The 21,512-nt window shown below is 72.6% G+C and carries 21 protein-coding genes; 12 read left to right on the top strand and 9 right to left on the bottom strand.

Annotated elements, in window-relative coordinates; genetic code table 11:
• Positions 1-2 precede the first annotated feature (2 nt).
• From ACYVLJ_RS31020 to ACYVLJ_RS31010, 3 genes are all read right to left on the bottom strand, one after another.
• Positions 3-1,241, bottom strand: a complete 1,239-nt coding sequence (locus ACYVLJ_RS31020; protein ID WP_460441333.1) for a GGDEF domain-containing protein — start codon at positions 1,239-1,241, stop codon at positions 3-5.
• Positions 1,242-1,380: 139 nt separating this feature from the next.
• Entirely contained in the window at positions 1,381-2,598 is a 1,218-nt protein-coding gene (locus tag ACYVLJ_RS31015; RefSeq protein ID WP_460441332.1) for an MFS transporter, read from the bottom strand.
• Positions 2,599-2,724: 126 nt separating this feature from the next.
• Positions 2,725-3,507, bottom strand: a complete 783-nt coding sequence (locus ACYVLJ_RS31010; protein WP_460441331.1) for an IclR family transcriptional regulator — start codon at positions 3,505-3,507, stop codon at positions 2,725-2,727.
• Between the two features lie 83 nt (positions 3,508-3,590).
• On the opposite strand from ACYVLJ_RS31010, the gene hutH reads away from it, so the two are divergent.
• Genes hutH through hutI form a run of 5 tightly spaced genes read left to right on the top strand, consistent with a single transcriptional unit; the run spans position 3,591 to position 10,432 of the window.
• Entirely contained in the window at positions 3,591-5,117 is a 1,527-nt protein-coding gene (gene hutH, locus ACYVLJ_RS31005) for a histidine ammonia-lyase (protein ID WP_460441330.1), read from the top strand.
• Positions 5,117-6,769: a urocanate hydratase gene (hutU, locus tag ACYVLJ_RS31000; protein ID WP_451982177.1), complete on the top strand. Its 1,653-nt coding sequence runs from the start codon at positions 5,117-5,119 to the stop codon at positions 6,767-6,769. Before hutH ends, hutU begins: the two co-directional genes overlap by 1 nt.
• Entirely contained in the window at positions 6,766-7,962 is a 1,197-nt protein-coding gene (locus ACYVLJ_RS30995; RefSeq protein WP_460441329.1) for a Zn-dependent hydrolase, read from the top strand. Before hutU ends, ACYVLJ_RS30995 begins: the two co-directional genes overlap by 4 nt.
• On the top strand, positions 7,959-9,296 hold the full coding sequence (locus ACYVLJ_RS30990) for a formimidoylglutamate deiminase (RefSeq protein ID WP_460441328.1): 1,338 nt from the start codon (positions 7,959-7,961) through the stop codon (positions 9,294-9,296). Before ACYVLJ_RS30995 ends, ACYVLJ_RS30990 begins: the two co-directional genes overlap by 4 nt.
• Positions 9,284-10,432, top strand: a complete 1,149-nt coding sequence (gene hutI, locus ACYVLJ_RS30985) for an amidohydrolase family protein (protein WP_460441327.1) — start codon at positions 9,284-9,286, stop codon at positions 10,430-10,432. Before ACYVLJ_RS30990 ends, hutI begins: the two co-directional genes overlap by 13 nt.
• Here hutI and ACYVLJ_RS30980 read toward each other — a convergent pair.
• A complete protein-coding gene (locus ACYVLJ_RS30980) occupies positions 10,416-11,282 on the bottom strand; it encodes an esterase/lipase family protein (protein ID WP_460441326.1) in 867 nt (288 codons plus the stop codon). The genes hutI and ACYVLJ_RS30980 overlap by 17 nt on opposite strands.
• Before the next feature lie 181 nt (positions 11,283-11,463).
• Between ACYVLJ_RS30980 and ACYVLJ_RS30975 the strand changes: the two genes are divergently transcribed.
• Complete coding sequence (locus ACYVLJ_RS30975; protein WP_460441325.1) at positions 11,464-12,264, top strand: alpha/beta hydrolase; 801 nt, start codon at positions 11,464-11,466, stop codon at positions 12,262-12,264.
• Here ACYVLJ_RS30975 and ACYVLJ_RS30970 read toward each other — a convergent pair.
• Positions 12,235-13,644 carry an acyltransferase gene (locus tag ACYVLJ_RS30970; protein ID WP_460441324.1) on the bottom strand — a complete coding sequence of 470 codons (1,410 nt, stop codon included), beginning with the start codon at positions 13,642-13,644 and terminating at the stop codon, positions 12,235-12,237. The two genes, ACYVLJ_RS30975 and ACYVLJ_RS30970, sit on opposite strands and share 30 nt — an antisense overlap.
• Positions 13,645-13,845: 201 nt before the next feature.
• Between ACYVLJ_RS30970 and ACYVLJ_RS30965 the strand changes: the two genes are divergently transcribed.
• Positions 13,846-14,970 (top strand): inorganic phosphate transporter, encoded by a 1,125-nt coding sequence (locus ACYVLJ_RS30965; RefSeq protein WP_451982157.1) that lies wholly within the window; start codon positions 13,846-13,848, stop codon positions 14,968-14,970.
• Positions 14,971-14,978: 8 nt separating this feature from the next.
• On the top strand, positions 14,979-15,200 hold the full coding sequence (locus tag ACYVLJ_RS30960) for a hypothetical protein (protein WP_460441323.1): 222 nt from the start codon (positions 14,979-14,981) through the stop codon (positions 15,198-15,200).
• Here the strand turns inward: ACYVLJ_RS30960 and ACYVLJ_RS30955 are convergent.
• Both ACYVLJ_RS30955 and ACYVLJ_RS30950 read right to left on the bottom strand, forming a co-directional pair.
• Complete coding sequence (locus ACYVLJ_RS30955; protein ID WP_451982151.1) at positions 15,182-15,925, bottom strand: hypothetical protein; 744 nt, start codon at positions 15,923-15,925, stop codon at positions 15,182-15,184. The genes ACYVLJ_RS30960 and ACYVLJ_RS30955 overlap by 19 nt on opposite strands.
• Positions 15,922-16,131, bottom strand: a complete 210-nt coding sequence (locus ACYVLJ_RS30950; RefSeq protein WP_451982148.1) for a hypothetical protein — start codon at positions 16,129-16,131, stop codon at positions 15,922-15,924. The genes ACYVLJ_RS30955 and ACYVLJ_RS30950 overlap by 4 nt, the downstream gene beginning before the upstream one ends.
• Before the next feature lie 26 nt (positions 16,132-16,157).
• Here ACYVLJ_RS30950 and ACYVLJ_RS30945 point away from each other — a divergent pair, with 26 nt between their 5' ends.
• Genes ACYVLJ_RS30945 through ACYVLJ_RS30935 form a run of 3 tightly spaced genes read left to right on the top strand, consistent with a single transcriptional unit; the run spans position 16,158 to position 19,123 of the window.
• Positions 16,158-16,883 (top strand): dienelactone hydrolase family protein, encoded by a 726-nt coding sequence (locus tag ACYVLJ_RS30945; protein WP_460441322.1) that lies wholly within the window; start codon positions 16,158-16,160, stop codon positions 16,881-16,883.
• A 21-nt stretch (positions 16,884-16,904) separates the two neighbouring features.
• Entirely contained in the window at positions 16,905-18,452 is a 1,548-nt protein-coding gene (locus ACYVLJ_RS30940) for a sensor histidine kinase (RefSeq protein ID WP_460441321.1), read from the top strand.
• Entirely contained in the window at positions 18,449-19,123 is a 675-nt protein-coding gene (locus tag ACYVLJ_RS30935) for a response regulator (RefSeq protein WP_451982139.1), read from the top strand. Before ACYVLJ_RS30940 ends, ACYVLJ_RS30935 begins: the two co-directional genes overlap by 4 nt.
• On the opposite strand, the gene ACYVLJ_RS30930 is transcribed toward ACYVLJ_RS30935, so the two are convergent.
• Positions 19,068-20,213, bottom strand: a complete 1,146-nt coding sequence (locus ACYVLJ_RS30930; protein WP_460441320.1) for a flavin-dependent monooxygenase — start codon at positions 20,211-20,213, stop codon at positions 19,068-19,070. The genes ACYVLJ_RS30935 and ACYVLJ_RS30930 overlap by 56 nt on opposite strands.
• A 106-nt stretch (positions 20,214-20,319) precedes the next feature.
• Here ACYVLJ_RS30930 and ACYVLJ_RS30925 point away from each other — a divergent pair, with 106 nt between their 5' ends.
• Positions 20,320-20,802 (top strand): TetR/AcrR family transcriptional regulator, encoded by a 483-nt coding sequence (locus ACYVLJ_RS30925; protein ID WP_460441462.1) that lies wholly within the window; start codon positions 20,320-20,322, stop codon positions 20,800-20,802.
• Positions 20,803-20,844: 42 nt separating this feature from the next.
• On the opposite strand, the gene ACYVLJ_RS30920 is transcribed toward ACYVLJ_RS30925, so the two are convergent.
• Positions 20,845-21,435 carry a hypothetical protein gene (locus ACYVLJ_RS30920; protein WP_460441319.1) on the bottom strand — a complete coding sequence of 197 codons (591 nt, stop codon included), beginning with the start codon at positions 21,433-21,435 and terminating at the stop codon, positions 20,845-20,847.
• Positions 21,436-21,512: the final 77 nt, after the last annotated feature.

Genomic DNA, 21,512 nt, shown 5'->3' with positions numbered 1-21,512 from the left:
CCTCAGACCAGGTCCGCTACGTGGACCACCTTGTTCCGGCCCGTTGCTTTTGCGTGGTAGAGCGCGGTGTCCGCCGCGTCCAGCAGGCGCTGCAACGCCGTTCCCGCTGTCGGGTAGACCGCTATGCCTATCGATGTCGACAGGCCGGTGATCGACAACTGTCCTACCGGGACCGTCAGGGCGCTGATCGTTCCGCGGATCCGCTCTGCCACCGCGCCTATGTCCGGCAGGGCGATTCCCGGCAGCAGCACTACGAACTCTTCGCCGCCGAAGCGGCCCACCGCGTCGCCGCGGCCTCGGACCGCCGAGATGATCGACTGGGCCACTGCCTTCAGCACCGCGTCGCCGGCCAGGTGGCCGTACGTGTCGTTCACCTGCTTGAAGTGGTCCAGGTCCAGCATCAGCAGACCGAACGTCGAGTGCTGGCGGGCCGACATCGCCAGCGTTCGCTCCGCCAGTGCGTGCCAGCCGCTCGTGTTGTAGAGGCCCGTTTTCTCGTCTCGGTGGGCCGCGACTTCCAGCTGCTTCACCAGCACCGTCCGGTGCAACAGCAGCAACGGCGGGAACACCAGCACCATCAGGCCCGGCAGCGTGGCCAGGGCCAGCGCGTTCAGCGCGCCCAGGCAGAGCGTGGCCACCTCCAGGCCGTTGTCCGCCCAGGTGCCGAACAGGGCCTCCGGGGTACGGCCGATCTCGCGGCGGGCCGGGAGCACCAGCAGGGCGTTGACCACGAAGAACGTCACACCCGCGCCCGCGATCGCGAACGTTCCCGCCCAGCTGCCGGTGAGGGCCGCGCGGACGTCCGGGGCGCCCGAAAACCGCAGGACCGCCTGGGCCGCGTAGCAGGAGAGCAGGATGATCGCCGCGTTGCTCACCGTCCTCGACGCCGGCACGCGCTGCAGGCGGTACCAGCTGCGCAGCGCCAAGTGCGTGTAGAGGCCGCAGACCAGCACCGCCAGCAGCACCGGCGGCAGCAACAGCACGCCCGCGAACGTCCAGACCGACGTCATGTTGATGTGCGGGGTGCCCGACACCCGGCGGCGGATCCGCTCCACCCGGCGGCCCATCTCCGACTGGACCACGCCCAGGACCAGCAGCACCGCGAGGATCAGCAGCGTGCGGCGGTCCACCGAGACCGGGTAGGGGCGCCAAGTGAGGGCCGCCGCCGTCGCCTCCGTCAGGAGGCAGTACACAATCACCCGCGGACTCTGGCGCCACAGGGCCCAGCGCCGTGGTGCCACAACGGCGTCACGAAAGCGTGATACAGCGCGCGGGTCTCCGGCGCCGGTCCGCATACTCATGGTGTCCGGCCGGTGACGGAGCCGGTACGGCCCGAGGTGGCGAAGGGAGGCGCGCCATGTGCGGACGCGACAACTGAGGTCATCGTTCCTCCAGCCCGACCCGGCGCCACGCCCTCGCGATCGGCACGGCCACCGCGGCACCCGCCGCCCCGGCCACGGCGATGGTGTGCGCCGGGCCCACCAGATCGGCCAGCCCGCCCGCCGCGGCCGCGCCGACGCCCTGCACCGTGATCAGGCCCGCCGAGTTCACGCCGGCGCACTGCGCGCGGTGCTCGTCCGGCACCCGGCGCATGAACGACACCGTGCCCTGGATGTTGTAGCCCGTCGCCAGCAGCCCTGACGTCGCCAGCAGCAGCACCGACGGCACCAGCCCCGGCCGGAAGACGAACACGATCAGCGGCAGCCCCGCCGCGATCCCCAGCACCCCGAGCACGCGGACCTGCGCGCGTTCCGGGATCCACTTGCCGAAGACGACCCCACCCAGCACGCTGCCGGCCGGGTCCGCGGCCATGAACAGCCCGACGAGCGTCGCGCCCGCGCCGATCCCGGCCGCGTACGGCGCGGCCAGCGCCTCCGGCACGACGTAGAACCCGGCGAGCCAGTTGAGCGCGACCAGCGTCCGCAGTGCCGGGTCGCGCCAGATCAGCCGGATCCCGGCCCCGGTCGTCGACAGCCACGCAGGCCGGACCGCCTGCGCGACCGCCGCGCGGCGCCGGACCCCGGCGAGCAGGAACACCGCGGAAAGCACGAACGTCACGGCGTCCAAGGCCAGCGCCGCGGACGGCGCGAGCGCCGCGATCAGCAGCCCGCCGCCGGCGAACCCGGCCAGCTGCGCGCCCTGGATCGTCACGTTCCGCAACGCCATCCCGACCAGGTAGCGCTCGCCTTCGAGCACCGTCGGCAGCAGCGCCTGCTGCGCCGCCTTGAACGGCCCGCCCAGCGCGGTCAGGACCGCGACCAGCGCGCACAACACCCACAACGGGACGCCGGGGATCGCGATCACACCGACCAGCGCGGCGCGGGCCACGTCGGCCGCGACCATCACGTCCCGGCGCGGCCACCGGTCGCCCGCGCCGGCCAGGAGGATGCCGCCGAGCAGTGAGGGCACGTACGTCAGGGCGTAGGTCAGGCCGGTGAGGGCCGCCGAAGAAGTCCGCTGGTAGACGAGCACGGCGAGCGCGACGCGGGCCAGCTGGTCACCGCAGATGGACAGCAGTTCGGCCGCCCACATCGCCCGGAACTCGGCGACGGCCAGCACCGCGCCGAACCCCACCCTCGTCACCCGTGCGTCGCTCATCCGCCGGCGCCTTCCCCTCGCGCCCCCACTCGCCGGTGCCCCTCGATACCGCTGTCAGCAACGGTAATAACCCAGCGGAGTGGAATCGAGCCGTTCGGTGACAGTTGCCCCGATCGCACCAGTGCGTCAGCCCGGGTGGCCGCCGATGCGGCTGGTCAGCTCGGCCGCCGTCGTCGCTACTTCCGTGGCCAGCTGGGGCCACGTCTCTTCGCAGGGGTCCGCCGCGCAGTGGTGGCGGAGGGTCACGCTGATCGCCGCCAGGGGGCGGGCGCCGTGGTCGAAGACCGGGGCGGCCACCGACGCGAAGCCCTCCGTGACGTGGCCGTCCTCGACCGACCAGCCCAGGCGGCGCTCCGCCGTCAACGTGCGGCGCAGCTCGGCCAGGGTGCGTGGGCCGCGGCCGGTGCGGAGGACGAACGCCGATGCCGACGGGAACAGCGCCCGGACGTGCGGCGCGGGCAGGTGGCGCAGGATCGCCCGGCCGGACGCCGTCAGCTGGCCCGGGAGGCGGACGCCCACCTCCGTGACCAGGGTTTCCGGGCGGGCCGGGCGTTCCTTGATCAGGTACAGCGACTCGTTGCCGTGCAGGACGCCCAGGTGCGCGGTGTGGCCCACGCGGTCGACCAGCTTGCGCAGCAGCGGCCCGGCCAGCCGTTCCAGGGGGTCGTGACGCAGGTACGCCGAGCCCAGTTCGAACGCCGCGATGCCCAGGCCGTAGCGGCGTTCCGCGGGCAGGTGGACGACGAAACCGGCCGCTTCCAGCTCGTTGAGCAGGTGGTACGTCGTCGAGCGGGGGAGACCCGCTTCGCGCGCGATCGCCGCTGCCGTGACCGGGCCCGGGCGCGTCGCCAGCAGGCGCAGCACCGCCAGGCCGCGGCGCAGCGCCGGGACTTCGCTGCTGTCACCCATGGCACCAGGCTACGTCTGGGATACCAGACAGAACCACTCCATGGGCGATCCCACCAGCGGGAAGGACGTTGTCCAATGGGCGCATGCCGGAAAAAGTGCTCCTGGGCCCGGAACCCCTGACCGCCGCCCAGGTCGTCGACGTCGTCCGCGGCCACGCGCCGGTCGCGCTCGCGGACGCCGCCGAGAAGAACCTCGCCGCGACCCGCCAGCACATCGAGGACCTCGCCCACGCCGTCACGCCCACCTACGGCGTCTCGACCGGCTTCGGCGCGCTCGCGACCCGTCACATCCCCGTCGAGAGCCGGACCGCGCTGCAGCGCAGCCTGATCCGCTCGCACGCCGCGGGGGCCGGGCCGGCCGTCGAGACCGAGGTCGTCCGCGGGCTCATGCTGCTGCGGCTGCGGACCCTCGCCAGCGGCTACACCGGCGTCCGCCCGGGCACCGCGCAAGCGCTTGCGGCCCTGCTCAACGCCGGGATCACGCCGATCGTCCACGAGTACGGCTCGCTCGGCTGCTCCGGCGACCTCGCGCCGCTGGCCGCCGTCGCGCTCGCGCTCATGGGTGAAGGCGAAGTCGAGTACCGCGGCGAAGTGGTCAAAGCCGAGCAAGCCTTGAAGCACGCCGGTATCGAGCCGGTCGTCCTCGCCGAGAAGGAAGGGCTCGCCCTCACCAACGGCACCGACGGCATGCTCGGCATGCTCCTGCTCGCCGCCGCGGACCTGCACCGGCTGTTCGACATCGCGGACATCACCGCGGCGATGAGCGTCGAGGCGCTGCTCGGCACCGACCGTGCCTTCGCCGCCGACCTGCAGGCGCTGCGGCCGCACCCCGGCCAGGCGACGTCCGCCGCGCGGATGTGGCAGGCGTTGCAAGGGTCGAAGATCGTGGAGAGCCACCGCGGGCCGGACTGCAACCGCGTCCAGGACGCCTACTCGCTGCGGTGCGCCCCGCAGGTCCACGGCGCCGCGCGCGACAGCCTCGCCCACGCCGAGCTGGTCGGCGACCGCGAACTCCGGTCCGCTGTGGACAACCCCGTCGTGCTGGCCGACGGCCGCGTCGAGTCCAACGGCAACTTCCACGGCGCGCCCGTCGCGTACGTGCTGGACTTCCTGGCCATCCCGGTCGCCGACGTCGCCAGCATCGCCGAGCGCCGCACCGACCGGATGCTCGACAAGGCGCGCTCGCACGGCCTGCCGCCGTTCCTCGCCGACGACCCCGGCGTCGACTCCGGCCACATGATCGCCCAGTACACGCAGGCCGCCGTGGTCAGCGAGCTGAAGCGGCTCGCCGTGCCCGCGTCCGTCGACTCCATCCCGAGCAGCGCGATGCAGGAGGACCACGTCTCCATGGGCTGGTCGGCCGCGCGGAAGCTGCGCAAGGCCGTCGACGGCCTGACCACGGTCCTCGCCATCGAGCTGCTGACGGCGGCCCGGGCGCTCGACTTCCGCGCGCCGCTCGAGCCGTCGCCGGTCACCGGCGCGGTGCGCGACCTGCTCCGCACGAAGGTCGCGGGCCCCGGCCCCGACCGCCACCTGGCGCCCGAGATCGCGGCCGCCGAAGAACTCGTCCGCTCCGGCGCCGTCCTCGACGCCGCCCGTCTGGAGGTCTGATGTCCCGCGTCGTCCGTGCCGCCCGCGGCACCCAGCTCACCGCCAAGTCGTGGCAGACCGAAGCCGCGCTGCGCATGTTCCACAACAACCTCGACCCCGACGTCGCCGAGCGGCCCGAGGACCTGGTCGTCTACGGCGGCACCGGCAAGGCCGCCCGCAACTGGGCCAGCTTCGACGCGATCACCCGCGAACTGACCACTTTGGACACCGACGAGACGCTGCTCGTCCAGTCCGGCAAGCCGGTCGGCGTGTTCCGCACGCACGAGTGGGCGCCGCGGGTGCTCATCGCCAACTCGAACCTCGTCGGCGACTGGGCGACCTGGCCCGAGTTCCGCCGGCTCGAGGCGCAGGGCCTCACGATGTACGGCCAGATGACCGCCGGTTCGTGGATCTACATCGGCACCCAGGGCATCCTGCAGGGCACGTACGAGACGTTCGCCGCGGTCGCCAAGAAGAAGTTCGGCGGCAGCCTGCGGGGGACGCTCACCGTGACCGCCGGCCTCGGCGGGATGGGCGGCGCGCAGCCGCTGGCCGTCACGATGAACGACGGCGTCGCGCTGGTCATCGAGTGCGACGCCCAGCGTGCGCAGCGCCGCGTCGAGACCCGCTACCTCGACGAGGTCGCCGGCAACCTCGACCACGCGATCGCCCGCGTCACCCGCGCGAAGCAGGAGAAGCGGCCGCTGTCGGTCGGCGTCGTCGGCAACGCCGCCGAGATCCTGCCGGAGCTGCTGCGCCGCGGCGTCGAGGTCGACATCGTCACCGACCAGACGTCGGCGCACGACCCGCTTTCGTACCTGCCCAAGGGCATCAGCGTCGAGGACTGGCACGACTACGCGGCCAAGAAGCCCGACGAGTTCACCGACCGCTCGCGCGAGTCGATGGCCGAGCACGTCGAGGCCATGCTGGGCTTCATGGATCGCGGCGCCGAAGTCTTCGACTACGGCAACTCGCTGCGCGGCGAGGCCAAGCTCGGCGGTTGTGAGCGCGCGTTCGACTTCCCCGGCTTCGTCCCCGCCTACATCCGCCCGCTGTTCTGCGAGGGCAACGGCCCGTTCCGCTGGGCCGCGCTCTCCGGCGACCCCGAGGACATCGCCGCGACCGACCGCGCGATGCTGGACCTGTTCCCCGAGAACGAATCCCTCGCGCGCTGGATCAAGCTGGCCGGCGAGCGCGTCGCGTTCCAGGGCCTGCCCGCCCGGATCTGCTGGCTCGGCTACGGCGAGCGGCACCTGGCCGGCCTGCGGTTCAACGAGATGGTGGCCAGTGGCGAGCTGAAGGCCCCGGTCGTGATCGGCCGCGACCACCTCGACTCCGGCAGCGTCGCCTCGCCGTACCGCGAGACCGAGGCGATGGCCGACGGCTCCGACGCGATCGCCGACTGGCCGCTGCTCAACGCGCTGGTCAACACCTCCTCCGGCGCCAGCTGGGTGTCGATCCACCACGGCGGCGGCGTCGGCATGGGCCGGTCCATCCACGCGGGCCAGGTCAGCGTGGCCGACGGGACCGAGCTGGCCGCGCAGAAGCTGGAGCGCGTGCTCACCAACGACCCGGGCATGGGCGTCATCCGGCACGTCGACGCCGGGTACGACCGCGCGAACGACGTCGCCGACGAGCGTGGCGTGCGCGTCCCGATGCGGGACCAGGCGTGACGGCTTCCCGGCTGCTGGCCGAGATCGGCGACGTCGGGCGCGACCCGAAGCGCGGTGGTTATTCGCGCCACGCCTTCGACGCGCCCGAGAACGACCTGCGCGCGTGGTTCGGCGAGCGCGCGCTCGGCCTCGGCCTGGACGTCGACACCGACCACAACGGCAACATCTGGGCCTGGTGGGGCGCGCCGGGCCCGGACGCCGTCGTCACCGGCAGCCACCTCGACTCGGTGCCCGGCGGTGGCGCGTTCGACGGCCCGCTCGGCGTCGTCAGTGCCCTCGCCTCGGTGGAAGCGTTGCGGGAGAAGGGTTTCCGACCTGGCAAGCCGTTCGCCGTTGTCGTGTTCGCCGAGGAGGAGGGCGGCCGGTTCGGCGTCCCGTGCCTCGGTTCGCGGCTGCTCACCGGCACGATCGACGCCGACCGGGCCCGCGGGTTGCGGGACGCCGACGGCGTGACGTTCGCCGAGGCCGCCGGCAAGTCCGGCTTCGACCCGGAGCTGGTCGGGCCCGACCCCGAACGGCTCGGGCTGATCGGCCGGTTCCTCGAACTGCACGTCGAGCAGGGGCACGGGCTGATCGACCTCGGTGCGCCGGTGGCCGTCGGCAGCACGGTGATCGCGCACGGGAGGTGGCGGTTTTCCTTCGAGGGGCAGGGGAACCACGCCGGCGCGACGCTGATCGCCGACCGCGCCGACCCGATGCTGCCCGCCGCCGCGACGGTCACCGCCGTCCGGCGGCTGGCCCGGGCGGTGCCGGACGCGCGGGCGACCGTCGGCCGCCTGGTGCCGACGCCCGGCGGCACGAACGTCATCGCGTCCACTGTGGACCTCTGGCTCGACGCGCGGGTGCCCGGCACGGCGACTCCGGAGCTGGTCTCGGACATCGTGCGGGCCGCCGAAGCCGCGGCAGAGGAAGAAGGCTGCCGGGTCACGGTGACCCGGGAGTCCTATTCGGACGATGTCGTGTTCGACGATGCTTTCCGCCGTGACCTCGGGGGCTGGCTTGGCAAGCCGCCGGAGCTGCCGACCGGCGCCGGGCACGACGCGGCCATCCTCGCGGGGTTCGTCCCGTCGGGGATGCTGTACGTGCGCAACCCGACCGGCATCAGCCACTCGCCCGAGGAGTTCGCCGAGGCCGACGACGTCGAAGCCGGCGCCGCCGCGCTGACCACGGTGCTGGAACGGCTGGCGCGATGACCTCCGGCCCGCGGGGGCGCCCCCCGTTTCCAGCCTATCGTCCGGCACCGACAGTTTTCTGGTGCGAGCAGGCGTGGTTGCCCGGCGGGATCGCGCGCGGGGTGCGGATCGAGGTGTCCGGCGGCCGGATCACGTCGGTGACCCCGGGCGCGCCCCGAAGTGGCGTTGTCCTGAATGGACTGACACTGCCCGGGTTCGCGAACGGGCATTCCCACGCCTTCCACCGGGCGTTGCGCGGCCGGACGCACCACGAGCGCGGCACGTTCTGGACGTGGCGGGAGCGGATGTACGCGCTTGCGTCGCGGCTCGACCCGGATGCGTACTACCGGCTGGCGCGCGGGGTCTACGCCGAGATGGTCCTCGGCGGGTACACGAGCGTGGGGGAGTTCCACTACCTGCACCACGCGCCGGGCGGGAAGCTGTACGCCGACCCGAACGCGATGGGGGAGGCGCTGCGGCAGGCGGCGGCCGACGCCGGGATCCGGCTGACGCTCCTCGACACCTGCTACCTCGCGGGCGGCATCGGCGTCGAGCCGGACGAGGTCCAGCGGCGGTTCTCCGACGGCTCGGCCGCCGCGTGGGCTTCGCGCGTGGCCGCGCTGAAAGAGGATGAGCTGTCGAGGGTCGGCGCGGCGATCCACTCGGTGCGGGCGGTTCCGGCCGAGCAATTATCCGAAGTGGACAGTGCGCGCGTGGTGCACATCCACCTTTCGGAACAGCGCGCCGAGAACGAACAGTGCCTGAACGCGTACGGCGTCACCCCGACCGAACTGCTGCACGAACGCGGGGTGCTGACCGAGCGCCTGGTCGCCGTGCACGCCACGCACCTGACGGCGTCGGACATCGACCGGCTGAGCGTCGCGCGGGCGTGCTTCTGCCCGACCACCGAACGCGACCTCGGCGACGGCATCGGCCCGGCCCGGGCCCTGCGTGACGCCGGGTGCCGGTTGAGCATCGGCAGCGACTCCAACGCCGTCGTCGACGCGTTCGAGGAGACCCGTGCGCTCGAACTGGACGACCGGCTGGCCAGCGAGGAGCGCGGCCGCTTCACCGCCGAGGAACTCCTCGAGGCCGGCACCGACCACGCGGCCGTCGGCTGGCCCGAGGTCGGGCGCCTCGAGACGGGTATGGGTGCGGACCTCGTCACCGTCGGCCTGGACTCGGTGCGGACGGCCGGGATCGAGCCGTCCGGTGTCGTGTTCGCGGCGTCGGGAGCCGACGTCCGGCACGTCGTCGTCGCGGGCCGCGTGATCGTGCGCGACGGCGAACACCAGCTCATCGAACGTCCGGAAACCGTACTGGCGAAGGAGATCGAGGCACTGTGGCAGTCCTGATCACGGGTATCGGCGAACTCACGACGAACGACCCCGGGCTGGGGCGGCTGACCGACGCGGCCCTGGTCATGGAGCACGGCAAGATCGCCTGGGTGGGCCCCGCGGTGAGTGCACCGGACGCCGACGAGCGCGTCGACGTCGAGGGCCGCGCGGTGCTGCCCGGCTGGGTCGACAGCCACACGCACCTGGTCTTCGCGGGCGACCGCACGGCCGAGTTCGAGGCCCGGATGGCCGGAAAGCCGTACACCGCGGGGGGAATCGCGATCACCGTCGGCGCGACGCGGGAGGCGTCCGACGAGCAGCTGGCCGCGAACCTGCGCCGTCACGTCGGCGAGGCGGCCCGGCAGGGGACGACCTGCCTGGAGACCAAGACGGGCTACGGCCTGACCGTCGAGGACGAGGCCCGCAGCGCACGGATCGCGGGGGAGGTGGCCGACGAGGTCACGTTCCTGGGCGCGCACCTGGTGCCGCCGGGCGCCGACGCGGAGTCCTATGTGGACCTGGTCTGCGGCGAGATGCTCGACGCCGTGGCCGGAAGCGTGCGCTGGGCGGACGTCTTCTGCGAGACCGGCGCGTTCGACGAGGCGCAGTCTTCGCGGGTCCTGAAGGCCGCCGCCGAGCGTGGGCTCGGCCTGCGCGTGCACGGCAACCAGCTCGGCGAAGGCCCCGGTGTCCGGCTCGCGGTGGAGCTGGGCGCGGCGAGCGTCGACCACTGCACCTACCTGAGCGACGCCGACGTCGAGGCCCTCGCCGCGTCGGACACGGTGGCGACGCTGCTCCCGGCGTGCGATCTGTCGACGCGGCAGGAACTCGCCCCGGCCCGGCGGCTGCTCGACGCGGCCGCGACCGTCGCGCTGGCCAGCAACGCCAACCCGGGCAGCTCCTACACGACGTCGATGGCGTTCTGCGTCGCGACGGCCGTGCTGCAGATGCGCATGACGATCGAGGAGGCCGTCTGGTCGGCGACGGCGGGCGGCGCGAAGGCGTTGCGCCGCGAGGACGTGGGCGTCCTGCGCCCGGGAGCCCGGGCGGACGTCCACGTCCTCGACGCGCCGTCGGTGACGCACCTGGCCTACCGGCCGGGCGTGCCGCTGACGAAATCGGTGTGGCGCGCCGGCGTCAGAGTGGCAGGGTGAACGGCGTGCACGCCGGCGTGTAGCCCGCGTCGAGCGCGTGCAGGATCAGGCCCGTGACGTTCGGGTCGACCGCCTGGCTCAGGTGCCCGGACGCGTCCGAGCCGCAGAAGTCCTGCAGCACGACGTCCGTCGCGCCCGGCTCGTTCATGATGCCGCTCGTGTACGGCGTCACGACTTCGTCGTACTTGCTGACGATGTTCGTGTACGTCGGGCCGGGGACGTGGAAGCCGCCGCGGGCGAGGTCGTCCAGGAACGCCGACGGCGCCAGGTACTCCGTGCAGGAGCCGCAGGCGGTCTTCAGGACCAGGTCGAGTCCGGGGACGGTGGTCAGCAACGCCTTCGCCAGCTTGTCGAGGCCGCCCAGCGTGGTGCCGCGGTAGTTCGCGCCGAAGCCGACGAAGTGCTCGACCTTCGCCGCGCCGCCGCCGTACTTCAGGTAGTACGCGGGCATCGTGCTGCCCTCGGAGTGGCCGACGATGTCGACCTTCGCGGCACCGGTCGTGGACCGCACGCGGTCGACGAACCGGCCGAGCTGCGCGGAGCTGTCGCGCATGGACGCGAGCCCGCCGACGCCCGGGCCGAGGACGCCGGTGCCGTAGGTCAGCGAGAAGACGCAGTAGCCCTGGGCGGCGATCTTCGGCGCGTGGAAGAACCAGTTGACGGTGTCGTTCGCGCCGAGACCGTGCACCAGGACGACCGGCTCCGGGTGGGCGGCCGAGGGGCGGCAGCCCCAGTCGTTCCAGCCGCTGACCGGCGCCGCCTCGGCGACCGCCGGCGCGACCGCGCCGAAGGTGAGCGCCGCGGCGAGCACGGCCAGGGTTCGCTTGACACCGCCGTTGGTGACCCGCATACCGCCTCCAGTTACTCGTCAGTAGGTGATGCAGGTCATGGTCGGTCACAGACCACGGGAGGCGACCTGGGAAAACGCCCAGAGTCCCGGGTGGTTCTTTGTGACGAGTGACAACCGACCGTGACGGGCTCGCGACCGATCATGGGGTGACTGTTCCGACGGCGTGACAGGGAGAAGCACTATGCGACGGCTGTGGCTCGTGGCGTTCTTGACGGCCCTTTTCGTGATCCCGCAGCCGGCGCAGGCCGCGCCGGTGCAGTGGGACCAGCCCGGTCCGTACGCCGTCGTCAGCGAACCCCTCGACGCCGGTCACACCGTCTTCCGCCCGGCGAACCTCGGCGGCGGCAAGCACGCCGTGATCCTCTGGGGCAACGGCACCGGCGCGACGCCCGCCGTCTACGCGCCGCTGCTGAGCCACCTCGCGTCCTACGGGTTCGTCGTGGCGGCCGCCGACACGACGAACTCCGGCAGCGGCCAGGAAATGCTCGACGGCGCCCGCACGCTCGTCGCGGAGAACAGCCGTCCCGGCAGCGAGTACTTCGGCCGGATCGACACCGCGCACATCGGCGCGACCGGGCACTCCCAGGGCGGCGGCGGGGCCATCGCCGCGGGCGCCGACCCGCTCGTCACCACGACCGTGCCGATCGAGCCGGGCCCGCTCGGGTCCGTCCCGGCCCTGCACGGCCCGGTGTTCTTCCTCGCCGGTCAGTTCGACGTCATCGTCCCGCCGGGGCTGCTCGTGCTCCCGCGCTACTACGCCGCGTCGCAGGTCCCCGCGGTCTACGGCGAACTCGCCGGAGCCACCCACTTCACCGCGGCCGGCGACGCGGGCGGCTTCCGGGGCGCGATCACGGCGTGGTTCCGCTACTGGCTGGCGGGCGACCCGCAGGCGCGAGGCGTCTTCTTCGGGCCGGGCTGCACGCTGTGCGCCGACCCGGCGTGGTCGAAGGTGCTACGCAACGCCAAGGCGCTCGAAGTTTGACGGCTTGCGGGCGCTCACGGCGATCCCGGCCAGCGCGACCAGGCCGCAGAGCCACGCGAACCAGTCGCCGAAGCGGGCGTAGAACGTCTTGCCCGGGCCGACCGGGACGTCGGCGGTGACCACCGAGAACGGGCTGCCGCCGGTGTGGGTGTCGGCCAGCACGCGGCCGTGGGCGTCGGCCAGCATCGGCGTCCCGCGAGCCGCGCTCCACGCGACCGAGAAGCCGTTCTCGACGCCGCGGATCAGCGCCGTGCGGCTGTGCTCCCAGCCGTCGACGTCTTCGTCGGACGCCGGGATCAGCACCAGGCCGGTGCCGGCCGCGCCGTAGCCGCCGCTGGGGTCGGCGAAGTTGACGTCCATGCACACCATCAGCCCGATCCCGGCGACGCGGGCGAGTTCGGTGCCGGACGCGATGTTCTTCGCATCGCCGTTGTGCCACTTGCGGTATTCGACGGGCGCGCCGGACGGCGAAACAGCCAGAGCCGCGTTGAACCGCCCTTCCGGAGTGGTGTCGAGGACGCCGGTGACGACGTCGAGGTTCCGGGTGCGGGCGACGTCGGTGAACGCTTCTACCAGCCGCGGACGGCTCGCGGTGTCGACCGCGAAGGTGGCCTCGGGCAGCACCACGGCCTGGACGCCGTCCGGCAGCCGGCCGATCTGGTCCACATAGGACCGGACGAGCGCCTGGCCGTCCGGGGTGGCGACATCGACCGCCCAGCGGTGCTCGCCCGGCGCGACCAGCGCGACCCGCGTCGTCGGCCCGGTCAAGGCCGGGACGCTCCAGAAGGCGAGCCCCAGCAGCGCCGCGGCGACGGCCACCAGGGCGGTCAACCGGGAGACACCGCGGACCCCGGGGGCGAGCGCGGCGGCGACGGCGGCCGGGACGAACAGCACCAGGAACTCCACGCCCCAGCCGCCAGTGATCGCGGCGAGCCGCAGCACGGACGGCCGGTCGGCCTGGGTCGTCATCAGCGTGCACATCAACCCGGTCGGGTTGAGCAGGGAGACGACGTAGAGCCCGACCGTCCACAACGCGGGCGCGGCGAAGGCGGCCAGGAAGCCGTGGCCGCGCCGGACCAGCAGCCGGAACAGGCCCGCCGACAAGGCGAACAGCAGCGCGCTGCCGCCGAGGATCGCGAGCGCCGCCGGCCGCGGGACCGCCTGCGAATGCCAGAAGTAGCTCCACGACCCGCTGCTGCCCGCGAGGTGGGCGGCGAACGCGCAGCCGAGCGCGGCCGCGGCCGGGACCCGGGGCGCGAGCAGCAGGACCGGCAGCGGCGCCAGCCAGGCCAGCTCCGGCACGGGGTCCAGACCAGTGCCGAAGAAGAACAACACCGCCGAAACCGCCGTCGCGACGACCGCCCACCCCAGCTTGTTCATCGCTGCCCCCTTTCGCCGGTCTCGACGGTCGCAGCCCGGCCGGGCGAGAGCACTGGGCCGCACCCCCGGGTCCGCGGTGGGGCTGCCCCCACCCCGGTTCATCGGAAGTTCAGGGACCCGTCACAGAACAGGGATCGGAGCCGCTCCTGTTGATCAGTAGCGTTGCTAACGAACCGCCCCCGGCTTCGGAAGAGGGCCGCCATGGACTTCTCACTCATCGTGCTGGTGGTGATCGTCGCGGCACTCGCTTTCGACTTCACCAACGGCTTCCACGACACCGCCAACGCGATGGCCACCTCCATCGCCACCGGCGCCTTGAAACCGCGGATCGCCGTCGCTGTGTCCGCCGTGCTGAACCTCGTCGGCGCGTTCCTCTCGGTGGAGGTCGCCAAGACGATTTCGGGTGGCATCGTCGACGACACCAAGGTGACGCCGGTCATCATCTTCGCCGGCCTGGTCGGGGCGATCGTGTGGAACCTGGTGACCTGGCTGATCGGGCTGCCCTCGAGCTCGTCGCACGCGTTGTTCGGCGGGCTGATCGGCGCCACCTGGATCGCGTCGGGCTCCGACGCCGTCCACTTCGGCAAGGTCGTCGAGAAGGTCCTCATCCCCGCGCTGGCCTCGCCGATCGTCGCCGGGATCGTCGCGACGCTGGGCACCTTCCTCGTCTACCGGATCACCGCCCGGGCGAAGCAGGACACCGTCGGCCGGACGTTCAAGGCCGGCCAGATCGCCTCGGCGTCGCTGGTCTCGCTCGCGCACGGCACCAACGACGCGCAGAAGACCATGGGCGTCATCACGCTGACGCTGATCGCGTCCGGCTCGCTCGCGCCGGGCTCGAACCCGCCGATCTGGGTCATCCTCACGGCCGGCACCGCGATCGCGCTCGGCACCTACCTCGGCGGCTGGCGGATCATCCAGACGATGGGCAAGAAGCTCACCGAAATCCAGACGCCGCAGGGCTTCGCGGCCGAGACGAGCGCCGCGGCGGTCATCCTGACGTCGGCCCACCTCGGGTTCGCGCTGTCCACCACGCACGTCTGCTCGGGCGGCATCATCGGCTCCGGCCTCGGCCGCAAGCTCGCCGAGGTCCGCTGGGGCGTCGCGGGCAAGATGGTCGTCGCCTGGGCGCTGACGCTGCCGGCCGCCGCGATCGTCGGCGCCGTCGCCGCCGAGGTCTCGACGCTCGGCAGCTGGGGCACGGTCCTGATCGGCATCGCCGGGGTCGTCGTCGCGGTGGGCATCTACCTCGCGTCGAAGCGGAACCCGGTCAGCGCCAAGACCATCAACGAGCCCGAGCCCGGCGTGCAGCCGGCCAACGCCTGAGGAGCGCCGTGCACATCGATTGGGGTTCCCTCGGTCTCGTCTTCGTCGTCGCGCTCGGCTCGGTCGTCGTGCTGGCGAGCCTGTTCTCCTTCGGGGTGGTCGGGCTCTCCCAGCGCGAATCGGCCCGCGAGTCCGGGGACTCCGGCACCGGCCCGCTGACCGGCGCGGTCATCTGCTTCGCCCTGTGCGCGGCGATCGTCGGCTACGGGATCTACTTGATCGTCGCCTGAGCGCGTTCGCGCAACCCGTCGGGCAGCCCGCCGAGCAGCGGCGCGAGGGTGGCCCGGCGGGGTTCGCCCAGGTGGTTCAGCAGGTCGAGCGCCGGGGTCCAGAGGTCTTCGTCGGCCCCGGCGGCCGTGATCACGCGGCCGAGCCGGTGCGCCGGGAGCAGGCCGACGACGTGGTCGATGCGGCTCTTGTCGTCGAGCACGAACGCGATCCGCAGCAGGCCGGGGTCGTCGATCTCCTCCAGCGCGCGCCGCACGGTGGGGTCCGGCAGGTGCCCGACGAACCGGCCGAGGGTGATCCAGTCCTCCTTGCGGGCCAGCTCGGCCGCGACCGCGAGGACGGTGTCCAGGGGGATGCGCGAGATGATCGCGCTCGCGCGCCGCGGGTCCAGCTCCGCCGCGACCTCGGCGAGGAACCGCGGGTGCAGGCGCTTGGCGACGTCGACACCGCGCGCGACGTCGACGACCCCGGCGATCCGGGCGCAGAGCAGCGGCCCGAAGACCTTCTCGGCGATCTTCGCGAGCACCCCGCCGGGCAGCAGCCGTGCGGCCAGGGCCATCCGCTGGAGCACGGCGATGTTGGCGTCGAAGAGCGTGTCCGTGACCTGCTCGCGGAAGGCCTGCAGGTCACCGGCGTCGACGCGGGCCAGGTACCCGAGCCGCCCGGGCTCGACGTCGAGGACGCGGGCGAGCTTGAGGATCTCGGCTTCGGCGTCGTAGTTCGTCACAGCCCGACCGCCTTGCGGACCGCCCCGCGCAGCAACGCGGGGACGTACCGGAGGCCCTCTTCGCCCGCTTCCGCAAGCGCTTTCGCCTGCCGCCTGCGCGCGTCGCGCAGCGCGTTCGCGAGGTCCTGTCGTTCGTGCTCCTCGAGGGCCTCGATGCCTTCGGGGAGGGTGCCGCCCAACTGATCGGCGAGTGTGCGCTCGGCCATGGTGGATCATCATGCATCATGCGGACATGAGCATCGAGACGTCCACGATCCGTGTCGGCGAACTCTCCGCGTACCTGGCCCGCCCGGCCGGCGGCTCCGAACGCGGGATGCTGCTCCTGCCGATGATCACCGGGATCGGCGAGCAGGTCCGGGCCTGGGCCGACGAGCTGGCCGGCCGCGGGATCACGGCGCTGACCTGGGACGTCTTCCACGGCGCGAGCACCGACAACACCTCCCGCGAGGACCTCGGCGCGAAGCTCGGCGACCTGCGTGACGAGGCGGCTTTGGCCGAGCAGACGGCGTTGCTCGACCACCTGTTCGGCGACCTCGGCTGCACGTCCGCCGGCGTCGTGGGCTGGTGCCTCGGCGGCCGCTTCGCGCTCCTGCTCGCCGCCCGTGACCAGCGGCTTTCCGGCGTCGTCGCCTACCACCCGACGATCCGCGTGCCCGCGCCGCCGAACCACGACCTCGACGCGGTCGCTTTGTCGACAGACATCACCGCGCCGGTGCTCGTCGCCTACCCGGAGGCCGACGCCGTCGTCTCGCACGAGACGTTCGCCCGGCTGCAGACGGCGTTGCAGTCCCGGCCGCGCGGCGCGACGTTCACCCAGCACTTCCCGGGCGCCGAGCACGGCTTCAGCGACGCCTCGCGGCACGGCACCGAGGTCAACGCCGAGGCGTTCAAGCTGTCCTGGCCGCAGACGCTCGCCTTCGTCGAAACCTTGACTTTCGGCAGTGGTCCGGCCCGCTGACCTGCTTGTAGCTTCGAACCCGTGCGGGAGGTGACGAAGCGCCGGTGGCGCGTGGCGCTCGACGTGCTCCTGGGCTTGTTCCTGGCGTTCATCGTCGCCACCGACACCGTCGGCACGCGGTCGTGGTGGGAGCTCGCGGGCGGGCTCGCCGTCGTCGCCGGTTCGGTGGCGACGGCCCGGCGGTACCCGGTCGTCTCGCTCGGCATCGCCCTGGCCGGCGCGCTCGCGGTGCCCTTCCCGTACGGCGACCGCGTGCCCGTCTGGGTGGTGTTCGTGCTGGTGGCGATGTGCTACCAGGCCGCGTTGCGGATGGACCGGGCCCGCCCGGGCCTGCTGATCGGCGCGGCCGTGGTGGTGCTCGGCCTGCCGCCGGCGCTGCTCGTCGGGCCCGACGGTGTGGGCGACTGGGGGGCGATGGTCGCGATCCTGGTGTTCGCCGGGGTGTCGCCGTGGCTGCTCGGCCGGTACGTCCGGCTGCGCGGCGAGCTGGCCCGCACGGGCTGGCGGCGGGCCGAGGAGATGGAGAGCCGGCAGCAGCTGGTCGCGAGCCAGGCCCGGCTGCGCGAGCGCGCGCGGATCGCCGGCGACATGCACGACTCGCTGGGCCACGAGCTCAGCCTCATCGCGGTCCGCGCGGCCGCTCTGGAGGTGGCGGGCGGGCTCGACGACACCCAGCGCGACGCGGCCGCCCAGCTGCGGGCCGGCGCCGCGGCCGCGACCGAACGGCTGCGCGAGATCATCGGCGTGCTCCGCGAGGACGCCGCGCCGGTCGAGCCGGTGCAGGGCGACCTCGGCGAGCTGATCGAGCGGGCCCGCGCGTCCGGCCTGCTCATCGAATCCACAGTGGACTCTTCGTCGGCGCCGCCGATGGTGGCCCGCGCGGCCTACCGCGTGGTGCAGGAAGCCCTGACGAACGTGGCGAAGCACGCGCCGGGCGCGGCCGTGACCGTGCGCGTGACGAGCACCGGCTCGGAGACGTCGGTGCGCGTCGTGAACGCGCGGCCGCCCGCCGGGCCGTTGCCGGGCGCCGCGTCCGGGCGGGTCGGGCTGATCGGCCTGCGCGAACGCGTCCGGCTGGTCGGCGGGACGCTGCGGGCTTCGCCGCACGAGGGCGGTTTCGCCGTCACCGCGACGCTGCCGCACGACGCGTCACCGGTCGAAGAGACGTCCGAAACGGCCGGCGACACGACGTCCGCCCGGGCGCTGGAGCTGGCCCGTCGCGACGTGCGGCGCAGCCTGGTGCCGGCGGTGGTCGTCCCGCTGGCGTTGTTCGGGCTGGTCCTCGCGATCGGCGGGATCGCGTTCCTCTACCAGTGGACCACTTCCGAACTGCCCGGCTCGACCTACGAGCGGATGCGGATCGGGCAGTCGCGGGCCGAGCTGACGCTGCCGGAACGCCAGCGCGGCGCCCGGCCGACGCGCGGAGAACCACCCCCGCCGGCCGGTGCCGTGTGCGAGTACTACGGCGCCGGACGGTCGTGGCTCGACGACGACTACGCCGCCTACCGGCTGTGTTTCGCCGACGGCAAGCTGGTTTCGAAGGACTGGTTCAGCGAGGGAGGATCGTGATCAGGGTCGTGCTCGCCGACGACGAGGCGATGATGCGGGCGGGGGTGGTGGCGATCCTCGGCGCGGACGCGGAGATCGAGGTCGTCGCCGAGGCCGCGAACGGGCGCGAGGCCGTCGCGCAAGCGCTCGCGACGCACCCGGACGTCGTGCTGCTGGACATCCGGATGCCCGTGCTGGACGGCCTGGGCGCGGCGGCGGAGATCCGGAAGCTGCTGCCGTCGGCCGGCATCATCATGCTGACGACGTTCGGCGAGGACGAGTACATCGAACGCGCGCTGGGTCTCGGCGCGGGCGGGTTCCTGTTGAAGTCGGGCGACCCGCGTGAGCTGCTGGCGGGCATCCACGCCGTCGCCGACGGGGCCGCGTTCCTCTCGCCCAAGGTGGCGCAGCGGGTGATCGCGCGGCTGTCGGGCGGCCGGCTCACCCGGGCCGCCGCGGCCCGCGCGAAAGTCGGCCTCTTGACGCCGCGCGAGCGCGAAGTGCTGACGCTGCTCGGGGCCGGACTGTCCAATGCGGACATCGCGGCGAAGATGTTCGTCGTCGAGGGCACGGTGAAGGCGCACGTGAGCACGATCCTGACCCGGCTCGGCGCGAAGAACCGGGTGCAGGCCGCGATCACGGCGTACGAGGCGGGGCTGGCCGGGGGAGACGCGGCGGACGCCAGCCGCTGACCGACGCGCCGGCGCGGGCCGTCACCTTCGTCGGGACGAGCCGCAGCAGGTTCATGCGCAGCGCCGTCAGGAGCGGGCTGGTCAGCTGCGGCCCGGCTTTGCCGGCGCGGACCGAGGCGCGCGCGACCTTCTGGCTGCGTGGCCGGCGTTCGGCGTCGTAGGCGGCGAGTGCGCCGTCGATGTCCATTGTGGACATGGCGTGCGCGAGCACGACGGCGTCTTCGAGAGCCTGGCAGCCGCCCTGGCCGAGGAACGGCGGCATGGCGTGCGCGGCGTCGCCGAGAAGCGCGACGCGGCCGCGGACGTACGTGTCCAGCGGCGTCGCCAGGTGGTAGAGGTCGTGGTAGAGCACGGCTTCCGGTGGCGTTTCGCCGATGAGCGCCGGGATCGGGTCGTGCCAGTCGCCGAAGTGCCCCTTCAGGTACGCCTTGAGGTCGGCCGGGCGGGCGTCGGGCTCGGTGACGTAGGAGACCCACCAGTAGACGTCGCCGCCGGTCAGCGGGAGCACGCCGATTTCGGTGCCGGGCGCGAAGGTCGTGCTCAGCCCGGTGCCCGGGTGCCGGGTGACGCCGCGGAACGCCGTGCTGCCGCAGTAGACCGGGCCCGGGTGGCCGGGGAAGAGCGCGTGCCGGATCGGGCTGCGGATGCCGTCGGCGGCGACCACGAGGTCGGCCTGGATTTCCCCGCCGGCGAAGCGGACCAAGCCCTCTTCGGTCACTTCGGTGACGCGCGTGCCGGTGCGCAGGCACTCGGCGGGCAGTGCGTCGCGGAGACCGGCGATGAGGTCGGCCCGGTGGATCGCGGCGAGCGGACGCCCGTGGAAGCGCCGGAAGCCATTGGCGTCCCAGCGGGCGACCCACCGGCCGTGGCGGTCGCGCAGCCCGCCCTGGTCCTGCTCGGCGAGGTGCTCGCCGAGGTCGACGCCCAGCTCGTCCAGGCAGCGCAGGGCGTTCGGCCAGAGCGAGATCCCGGCGCCGACGTCGCCGAACCCGGGTGCCTGTTCGAGGACGGTGACGGTCCAGCCGGCCCGGTGCAGCCCGATCGCGGCCCCCAGGCCGCCGATGCCCCCGCCGACGACGACTGCGCGCATGACTCCTCCTCTACATCTGTAGAGGACTCTACACCTGTAGAGTGCCGGGGTGGACCGCGTGGACGTCATCGGCGACGCGGCGATCGAAGTGATCGCCGCGGAGGGCATGCGCGGGCTGACGCACCGGGCAGTCGACCGGGCCGCCGGCCTCCCGGCGGGCTCGACGTCGTACTACGCACGCACGCGCGCGGCCCTGCTGGAGCTGACGATGGCGCGGATGGTCGCGCTGGACCAGGTCGTGCCGCCGTCGGGCGGGCTGGCAGAGTCGATCGCGGGCTTCGCGTACGAGGCGATCACGACCGGCCGGACCCGGATGCTGGCCCGGTACGAGTTCGCCCTGGAGGCCACCCGCCGCCCCGAGCTGCGCGCGGTGTACGACGAGGGCGGCCTGCTGATCCGCCGCCTGGCGGTGGCGGCCCTGACGGCGGCGGGCTCGTCGGCCCCCCACCGGCACGCGACGGTGGTGGTGAACTGGCTGGAGGGGACGATCTTCGACTCCCTGGCCGGGACGGGCTCCCTCACACCGCCGACCTTCGAGGAGCTGGTCGACAGCGCCCGGGAGCTGCTGGCCGGCATCGGCGTGGCCTGACCGCCGAGAGCTTCAAGTTCACTGGGAGCGTGTGGAAATTTCTCACCGGCGCGCTTTTTCCAGCAAACCGAACGGCTTGACGTCGACGTCGGGGAGGAAGCCGGGGCTGAAGCGCAACGAGCTGTCCAGGATTTGTCCAGAATTTTGCTCACCTTTCTGCGTGCACACTATTCGCGCTCGGACCGTGGCTCCGCGAGCCAGGCGATGAATGTGCACGTAGAAGACCTGGCGGGAATCGCGGAGCTGCCGCGCGAGCCGGACGTCGGCGTTCGGCCTGGCGCCGTCCGGGTTCCACGGGTCGGCGAGCGCGCGGAAGCCTTCGGGTAACTCGATGCGGGGGCGTAGCTCGTGCTTCGAGGCGTCGTCCGCCCCGTCGACCACCAGATCTTTGGCTCCGCGGTTCTGCACGGTGACCTCAAGAACCAGGAGATTGGAGATTTCGGTGGTGCCGATTTTCATCTTCACCTGTACGCCGATGGTGGCGGGGTCGATGCGAGCGACCTCATCGAGCCCGATGGCGACCTTGAGTCTCGCGGCGCCGCCGACGCGGAAGAAGTAGTACGAGATCCCCAGGCCGATCAGTCCGCCGATGAGCGTTGTGACACCGGAGAGGACCAGTTCGGCAGTCGACACAAGAACGCTCGCTCTCTGACTTGACTCCATGCACGCCGATGAGGATTATAGGTAGTGGAGGTCGGCTAGGTCGGCTT

The sequence above is a fragment of the Amycolatopsis stemonae genome (assembly GCF_054781455.1).
This window is presented reverse-complemented; position numbering and strand designations above follow the sequence as displayed.

Excerpts from the sequence above, each read along its gene's own strand:
- ACYVLJ_RS31010 (WP_460441331.1), bottom strand. The coding sequence starts at position 3,507 with ATGGGTGACAGCAGCGAAGTCCCGGCGCTGCGCCGCGGCCTGGCGGTG.
- ACYVLJ_RS30925 (WP_460441462.1), top strand. The coding sequence starts at position 20,320 with ATGCGCGGGCTGACGCACCGGGCAGTCGACCGGGCCGCCGGCCTCCCG.
- ACYVLJ_RS30930 (WP_460441320.1), bottom strand. The coding sequence starts at position 20,213 with ATGCGCGCAGTCGTCGTCGGCGGGGGCATCGGCGGCCTGGGGGCCGCG.
- ACYVLJ_RS30975 (WP_460441325.1), top strand. The coding sequence starts at position 11,464 with ATGCGACGGCTGTGGCTCGTGGCGTTCTTGACGGCCCTTTTCGTGATC.
- hutH (WP_460441330.1), top strand. The coding sequence starts at position 3,591 with ATGCCGGAAAAAGTGCTCCTGGGCCCGGAACCCCTGACCGCCGCCCAG.
- ACYVLJ_RS30950 (WP_451982148.1), bottom strand. The coding sequence starts at position 16,131 with ATGGCCGAGCGCACACTCGCCGATCAGTTGGGCGGCACCCTCCCCGAA.
- ACYVLJ_RS31015 (WP_460441332.1), bottom strand. The coding sequence starts at position 2,598 with ATGAGCGACGCACGGGTGACGAGGGTGGGGTTCGGCGCGGTGCTGGCC.
- ACYVLJ_RS30980 (WP_460441326.1), bottom strand. The coding sequence starts at position 11,282 with ATGCGGGTCACCAACGGCGGTGTCAAGCGAACCCTGGCCGTGCTCGCC.
- ACYVLJ_RS30970 (WP_460441324.1), bottom strand. The coding sequence starts at position 13,644 with ATGAACAAGCTGGGGTGGGCGGTCGTCGCGACGGCGGTTTCGGCGGTG.
- ACYVLJ_RS30990 (WP_460441328.1), top strand. The coding sequence starts at position 7,959 with ATGACCTCCGGCCCGCGGGGGCGCCCCCCGTTTCCAGCCTATCGTCCG.
- ACYVLJ_RS30945 (WP_460441322.1), top strand. The coding sequence starts at position 16,158 with ATGAGCATCGAGACGTCCACGATCCGTGTCGGCGAACTCTCCGCGTAC.
- hutU (WP_451982177.1), top strand. The coding sequence starts at position 5,117 with ATGTCCCGCGTCGTCCGTGCCGCCCGCGGCACCCAGCTCACCGCCAAG.
- ACYVLJ_RS30965 (WP_451982157.1), top strand. The coding sequence starts at position 13,846 with ATGGACTTCTCACTCATCGTGCTGGTGGTGATCGTCGCGGCACTCGCT.